At 50.9% G+C, this 6,473-nt stretch carries 5 protein-coding genes and 1 pseudogene; 3 read left to right on the top strand and 3 right to left on the bottom strand.

From position 1 onward, the window contains the following. A pseudogene (locus tag WBV27_RS06235) lies at positions 1-157 on the bottom strand (dUTP diphosphatase); the annotation flags it as partial. A 349-nt stretch (positions 158-506) separates the two neighbouring features. Between WBV27_RS06235 and WBV27_RS06230 the strand changes: the two are divergent. After that, on the top strand, positions 507-1,616 hold the full coding sequence (locus WBV27_RS06230) for an ABC transporter ATP-binding protein (protein ID WP_424200382.1): 1,110 nt from the start codon (positions 507-509) through the stop codon (positions 1,614-1,616). A gap of 7 nt (positions 1,617-1,623) precedes the next feature. After that, complete coding sequence (locus tag WBV27_RS06225; RefSeq protein ID WP_424200380.1) at positions 1,624-1,959, top strand: hypothetical protein; 336 nt, start codon at positions 1,624-1,626, stop codon at positions 1,957-1,959. Here the strand turns inward: WBV27_RS06225 and WBV27_RS06220 are convergent. Next, positions 1,918-3,417, bottom strand: coding sequence for an alpha-amylase (locus WBV27_RS06220; protein ID WP_424200378.1), 1,500 nt, complete (start codon positions 3,415-3,417; stop codon positions 1,918-1,920). The genes WBV27_RS06225 and WBV27_RS06220 overlap by 42 nt on opposite strands. A 267-nt stretch (positions 3,418-3,684) precedes the next feature. Here WBV27_RS06220 and WBV27_RS06215 point away from each other — a divergent pair, with 267 nt between their 5' ends. After that, the gene (locus WBV27_RS06215) at positions 3,685-4,674 is read left to right on the top strand and encodes a VOC family protein (RefSeq protein WP_424200376.1); all 990 of its coding nucleotides are present in this window, start codon (positions 3,685-3,687) and stop codon (positions 4,672-4,674) included. Between the two features lie 54 nt (positions 4,675-4,728). Here WBV27_RS06215 and WBV27_RS06210 read toward each other — a convergent pair. Continuing rightward, a partial coding sequence (locus tag WBV27_RS06210) for an alpha-galactosidase (protein WP_424200374.1) occupies positions 4,729-6,473 on the bottom strand: 1,745 nt, incomplete at its 5' end.

Raw genomic sequence — 6,473 nt, 5'->3', positions numbered from 1 at the left:
ATCCCGCGCTTTGCACGACCGTTTTCCAGATCGCCGGCAAGACGATTTCTTCGGCTGCTTCAAAATCGTATCCCGCAGCGTGTTTCGTTGCACGCTTGGGCAATTGGATATTTTTATCGGCATAACTGCTGATGACTTCAAACCCTCTTTTGTTCATGGATCATAACCCCTTTTTCTCTCTAGTATCGCTGTATCGATCTTTTACGTATCAAAGAACCATTTTACCAAAACAACGGCGCTTTTTCACGGTTTAGTTGTGCACTTGCTCTTTCCTGACTCTGCAGGAGCGAGCGCTATGCAAACTATAGCAATGAATTGAGACTTTTTCATGACCAATTCCTGTCGTTTTTCTAAAAGCTTTCCGCGCCAAGAAAGCGCCTTCGGCATAGTGCACAAAAAACTGTCGCCTTTTTTGGGCAGTTTCCCGTGGTTATGGAATCCGCTTTCAAATAAGATAAGGACATAAAAGAAAACCAAAAAACAATCAAAAGGCAGGTACAAATAAAATGGTAGAGATCCAATTGAACAGCATCCACAAAAAATACGACAATTCCCCTAATTATTCCGTGACAGATTTCAACTTGCATATCCAAGATCGCGAATTCATCGTCTTTGTCGGTCCTTCCGGTTGCGGAAAGTCTACGACGTTGCGTATGATCGCTGGTTTGGAAGATATTTCGGAAGGCGAATTGGTTATCGGCGATACAGTCATGAACGACGTGGCACCGAAAGACCGCGATATCGCGATGGTATTCCAGAACTATGCACTATACCCGCATATGACCGTATTCGACAACATGGCTTTCGGTCTGAAATTGAGAAAGTACAGCAAAGACGAAATCAAAAAACGCGTTGATAACGCAGCCGACATCCTGGGCTTGACGGAATACTTGGACCGCAAACCGGCAGCACTTTCCGGTGGTCAAAGACAGCGTGTCGCTTTGGGTCGCGCAATCGTGCGTGACGCAAAAGTCTTCCTGATGGATGAGCCGTTATCAAACTTGGACGCAAAATTGCGTGTGGCCATGCGTGCTGAAATCGCAAAATTACACCGTCGCCTGAACACGACAACCATCTATGTAACCCATGACCAAACCGAAGCGATGACCATGGCGGATCGTATCGTCATCATGAAGGATGGTTTTGTGCAGCAGATCGGCAGCCCGAAAGAAGTCTACGATACACCAGTGAACGTCTTCGTAGCCGGATTCATCGGATCGCCTGCCATGAACTTCTTCAACGTAACTTTGCAGGATGGCGTCATCACGAACGGCGAAGGTCTTAAATTGACTTTACCGGCCGGAAAACGCAGAGTCTTGGAAGATAAAGGCTACAACGGCAAAGAATTGACTTTCGGCATCCGTCCGGAAGATATCCAAAGTGAGCAGATCGTTATTGATACCAACCCGACTTGGGCTGTCAAAGCGGAAGTGGTCGTATCCGAATTATTGGGTGCTGAAACCATGCTTTACAGTAAAGTCGGCGGAACAGAATTCATTTCCCGTGTGGACGCACGCGATTTCCATTCGCCAGGCGAAGTCATTGATTTGGCCTTCAACATGAACAAGTCCCACTTCTTCGACAAGCAATCCCAAGACGTGATCGCCATCCCTTAACCAGAGGATGGTCAGCATCACCTTAATTACGATTACCAGTTCTAACCTACCCTCCCCCATAGAAAAAGGCGAGCCGTCATTGGCTCGCCTTTTTCTTATGGATGTATTTGCGGGTTTTGGCTGGAGGAGGTCGCTGGAAGAATGCGGGCGCAGCTCCGGTGAAGGACCTTCCAACCGGAGCACACCGACAATAATCGCATTCAACTACGACGAAGCAGCCTTCATCGGAGGACATCAGCAGAATGTGGCCCGAACTCCGGCGAAGCCTCCCTTCGCCGGAGAAGAGCGCTTAGGTAAAAATTTACTCTTCCACCGCATCCTTATCGAAGGCTTCCGCCGGTGAGATGCCGTCCTTGACCCAGACCGAAATCGAACCGGCATTGACAGGGAAATGCCCGTTGCCGTCCGCGCCGATTTCGACTTTGTCTTCGCGGTTGCCCGTGTAGTCAGCAAAAGTCTGGCCGGCATACTGCTCGCCTACATACATGTCCTTAAAGCCCTCTTCGCTGTTGGAAAGGACCGTCGCCAAACCGTAAGGATGCTCCTCATTCCCGAGACGGGTCCAGCCGACGCAGTTGCCGTGGTCGAAGTAGTCGCGCTGCTCGCCGTAAGCATGATTGGCGCGCAGATAAAGCAGTTTATCCAGGAACGTTTGCTGGCCATCGACCGGATGCGGGCCTTTGATGCCGTAGTAATCGCCATAGAACAAGCACGGGAAGCCTTGTTCGCGCAAGAGCGTAACGCCGTATGCCAGAGGCGTAAACCAAGGTTCCACAAAGGACTGCAGGGCTTGACCCGGTTGCGAATCGTGGTTATCGACAAACGTGACCGCATGGGTCGGGTTCTTGGCGACCAACGTCTGATTGAAAAGATTCCGCAGATCGTAATCCTTGCCTTGTTGGGATGCGACGTGGAAATTTTGGTGCAGAGCTACGTCAAAAAGGTCGAACGTGAAGTCGGTCGCTTCCAAGTATTCCTTGATGGCACCATAACGGTACTTCCAATATTCGCCGACCACATAAAAATCATCACCATGCTGCGCGCGGATTGTCTGCACGAAATCCTGTACGAACTGGTCATTGATGTGTTTGACGGCATCCAAGCGGAAGCCGTCGACACCGGTTTCCTTGATGTACCAGTCCGCCCATTTTTTTACTTCTTCGACGACTGCTGGATGGCCATAGTCGATATCCGTATACATCAGATAATCGTAATTGCCGTGCTCGCTGTCGACGCTCTCGTCTTCTGCCCAACCTTTTTCGAAACCTTTGAACATATAGATGGCTTCCTTGCCGTTCTCGTTATTGAAGTCCGTTCCGGTGAAATGCTCCCAGGACCATTTGAAATCGGAATATTTGTCGCCACGACCCGGGAAAGTGAATTTCGTCCAGCCTTCGATTTCATAGGATTTTGTCTCTTTTTCCTGACGATTGTCGGGATTCACTTCATAAGCAAGGAAGCGTTCCGTTTCATCAGCGCCGGCCTTATGGTTCAGGACGACGTCGGCATAGACGGCGATCCCTTCCGCATGCAAGGCTTCGATCGCAGCCAAGTATTCTTCCTTGGTTCCGTATTTTGTGCGGACGGCCCCTTTTTGATCGAATTCACCCAAATCGTAGAGATCGTAGACGCCGTAGCCTGTGTCATTCGTCCCTGTCGCTTTGTAGGCCGGAGGAGTCCAGACAGCTGTGATGCCCAATCCCTTCAGATGCTTGGCATCCTCCTTCAGGCGATTCCATAATTGACCGTCATCATCCAAATACCATTCAAAATATTGCATCATCAATCCATTTCCTGCCATGCGCTCACTGCCTTTCGTTCATTCTAGTTTTGTTGTAGTCCACAAATTGCTTTTTGATAATCTCATTATACATGCTTCCCTTCCGTTTGCCCTTTGGGACGCCTCCCGAGTGCCGTTTTCTTCTTGGCGGGGCAAAATGCTTGCATCTTGAATCGGACGCCGGTATACTGACATTAAGTTAGCTGATTGCTGATTTCTTTTTTTGGCTATATATCTCGAATTAGGAATATACGAAACAGAATACATTATGAAATGAGGAACCGATTCATGAACACATTAAGAGGAATCCACCACGTCACCGCCATCACAAGCAGCGCCGAAAAGAACTACGCCTTTTTCACGAACATCCTTGGCATGCGCTTGGTCAAAAAAACCGTCAACCAGGATGATATCCAGACCTATCACCTTTTCTTCGCCGATGACCGCGGCAGTGCCGGTACGGACATAACTTTCTTCGATTTCCCCGGGATCCCGAAAGGCGTCAGAGGGACCAACGAAATCTTCAAGACCGGCCTGCGCGTCCCTTCAGATGAAGCGCTGGCCTACTGGGTGAAACGTTTCGACAAATACGATATCACGCATTCCGGCATTTATGAACAGTTCGGCCGCCGGGTGATCGACTTCCAGGACTTCGATGAGCAGCTCTATCAGTTGGTTTCCGATGAGTCGGATACCGGCGTGGCTCCCGGGATTCCGTGGCAAAAAGGCCCGGTTCCGAATGAGTACGGCATCCGCGGTTTGGGACCGATTTTCGTCCGCATCGCCGATTTCAATTTCTACAAGCAAGTATTGGAGACTGTCTTGGGCTTCCGCCATGCCGCTTCCGATGGCGACGTACATCTCTTCGAAGTGGGAGAAGGCGGAAACGGCGGCCGCATGATCGTGGAGCACAACGCTACGATGGGCCAAGCCCAGCAAGGTTTCGGCAGCGTCCACCACATGGCTTTCCGCGTGAAGGACCGCAAAGAATTGGAAGAATGGATCGAGCATATGGGATCCTATCGCTTCCCGATATCCGGCTATGTCGATCGCTTCTACTTCGAATCGCTCTACGCCAATATTGCCCAAGGAATCCTTCTCGAATTTGCGACGGAAGGTCCGGGGTTCATCGATGATGAAGAGCCTTACGAGACATTGGGCGAACGCTTGGCCTTGCCGCCTAAATTCCGCAATTCCCGCGAAGAGATCGAAAGCTTGGTCCGCCAATTCGACACTGTGCGCAGCACGAAGACTTTTGAAAAAGAATATTTGGACTGACAAAAAAGCAGGAGGCTATCTCATTTTCGAGACAGACTCCTGCTTTTTTGCGTTTTAAACAGATTGTGTTTCCTTCAGCACCAAACAGACACTCTGGTAATCCCCTTGCAGGGCATCCTTCAGATAAAGTCCTCGGTTCATCAGCTCATCCCCGCCGATGGCCCCTTCATATCCGCTGACGTTGTAGAATTTAGTAGTGTCCAAGCCTTTGAACAGCACTTTTTTCTTCTTCAGGTTGGCCCGGTCCAGAACCCGGTAGTAGAAATAGAGCGCCTCGTCCTGCTCGGGACTCACGAAGATCCAAGCGGCCTCGTTCTGCGTTTCGAAAGGACTGAGGATGCGATGGAAGGCGCCGTATTGGACGAGTCCGCGGTGTTCCTTGTAGAAGCTGATCTGCTCCTTCATCTCTTGTTTCTCTGCTTCGGAAAGCGTTGTGACGTCCAGTTCGTAGCCCAGATTGCCGGCCATCGCCACATCCCCGCGCATCTTCATCGAAGTCATGCGGTGCACTTGATGGTTCGGAACAGCCGATACGTGCGAACCCATGCTCGAGATCGGCATGATCAGGCTGGTGCCGTATTGGATCTCCAGACGCGCCACCGCATCGGTGTTGTCGCTGGTCCAAGTCTGCGGCATGTAGTAGAGGATACCCGGGTCGAAGCGTCCACCGCCGCCTGAGCAGCTTTCAAAGAGGATATTCGGATATTTCGTCACCAGCGCCTCCATCACTTCATAAAGACCCAGCATGTATTTGTGCAGCACTTCCCCCGGCAACGCGCCTGGAGCGGCAGTTCCGATTTCGGTCATGTTGCGGTTGTAGTCCCATTTGATGTAGTCGATCGGTACTTCATCCAAAACTTCCATCATCTGCGCCAGAATATTGTCGCGTACTTCCTTGCGACTGAAATCAATCACATACTGGCTACGGCTAAGTGACTTTTCTCTGCCGGGCGTATGGATGCACCAGTCCGGATGGGCGCGGTAAAGCTCGCTGTCTTCGGAAATCATTTCCGGTTCGAACCACAAACCGAACAGCATGTCCTTCGCCTTGATGTTCTCTGCAAGTTGCTTCAATCCAGCCGGCAATTTGGCAGTGTGAATGTGCCAATCGCCTAACGAAGAATAATCGGCGTCCCGCTTGCCGAACCAACCATCATCAAGCACGAACAGTTCGACCCCCAAAGCAGCCGCTTCATCGGCCATGGCCTCGATCTTTTCAGCTGTGAAATCGAAATAGGTGCCTTCCCAATTGTTGATGAGGACCGGGCGCTCCGCAAACTGATGCTGGCCACGGATCAGATGTTTTTGGTAGAACGGATGCAGAGTCTGAGATAAACCATTCAAGCCAGTTTCGCTGTAGACCAACACGACTTCCGGCGTCTGGAACAGTTCTCCAACAGGTAAGTGCCATTGGAAATGGGCCGGATTGATCCCCATCTGGACACGCGTCTGCGCGTAGGTGTCGACTTCGACATTGGCCCTGAATTCGCCGCTGTAGACGAAATGGAAACCGTAGACCGCTCCTTGGTCTTCCGTCGCCGTTTTATCGGCCAAAGCCACGAACGGCTGATAGGCATGGCTCGTGGTTCCGCGCTTGCTGTCAAGCGTGTGGATGCCGCGGACAAGCGGCGTGCGCACGATTTGACGTTCCCTTCCCCAGGCACCCGGCAGTTGGATCATATCAAAATCAGCATCCGGAAAATCGATGGACATGCTCAAAGCTTTGTTCAGATGGATATCTTCGGCTCCGTTGTTGCGGAAGCTGGCCGAACGCGTCAGCACCGGATAGTCCCGGAACA

Origin of the sequence: Trichococcus sp., assembly GCF_049589555.1 — a bacterium.
Lineage (GTDB): Bacteria > Bacillota > Bacilli > Lactobacillales > Aerococcaceae > Trichococcus.
This window is presented reverse-complemented; position numbering and strand designations above follow the sequence as displayed.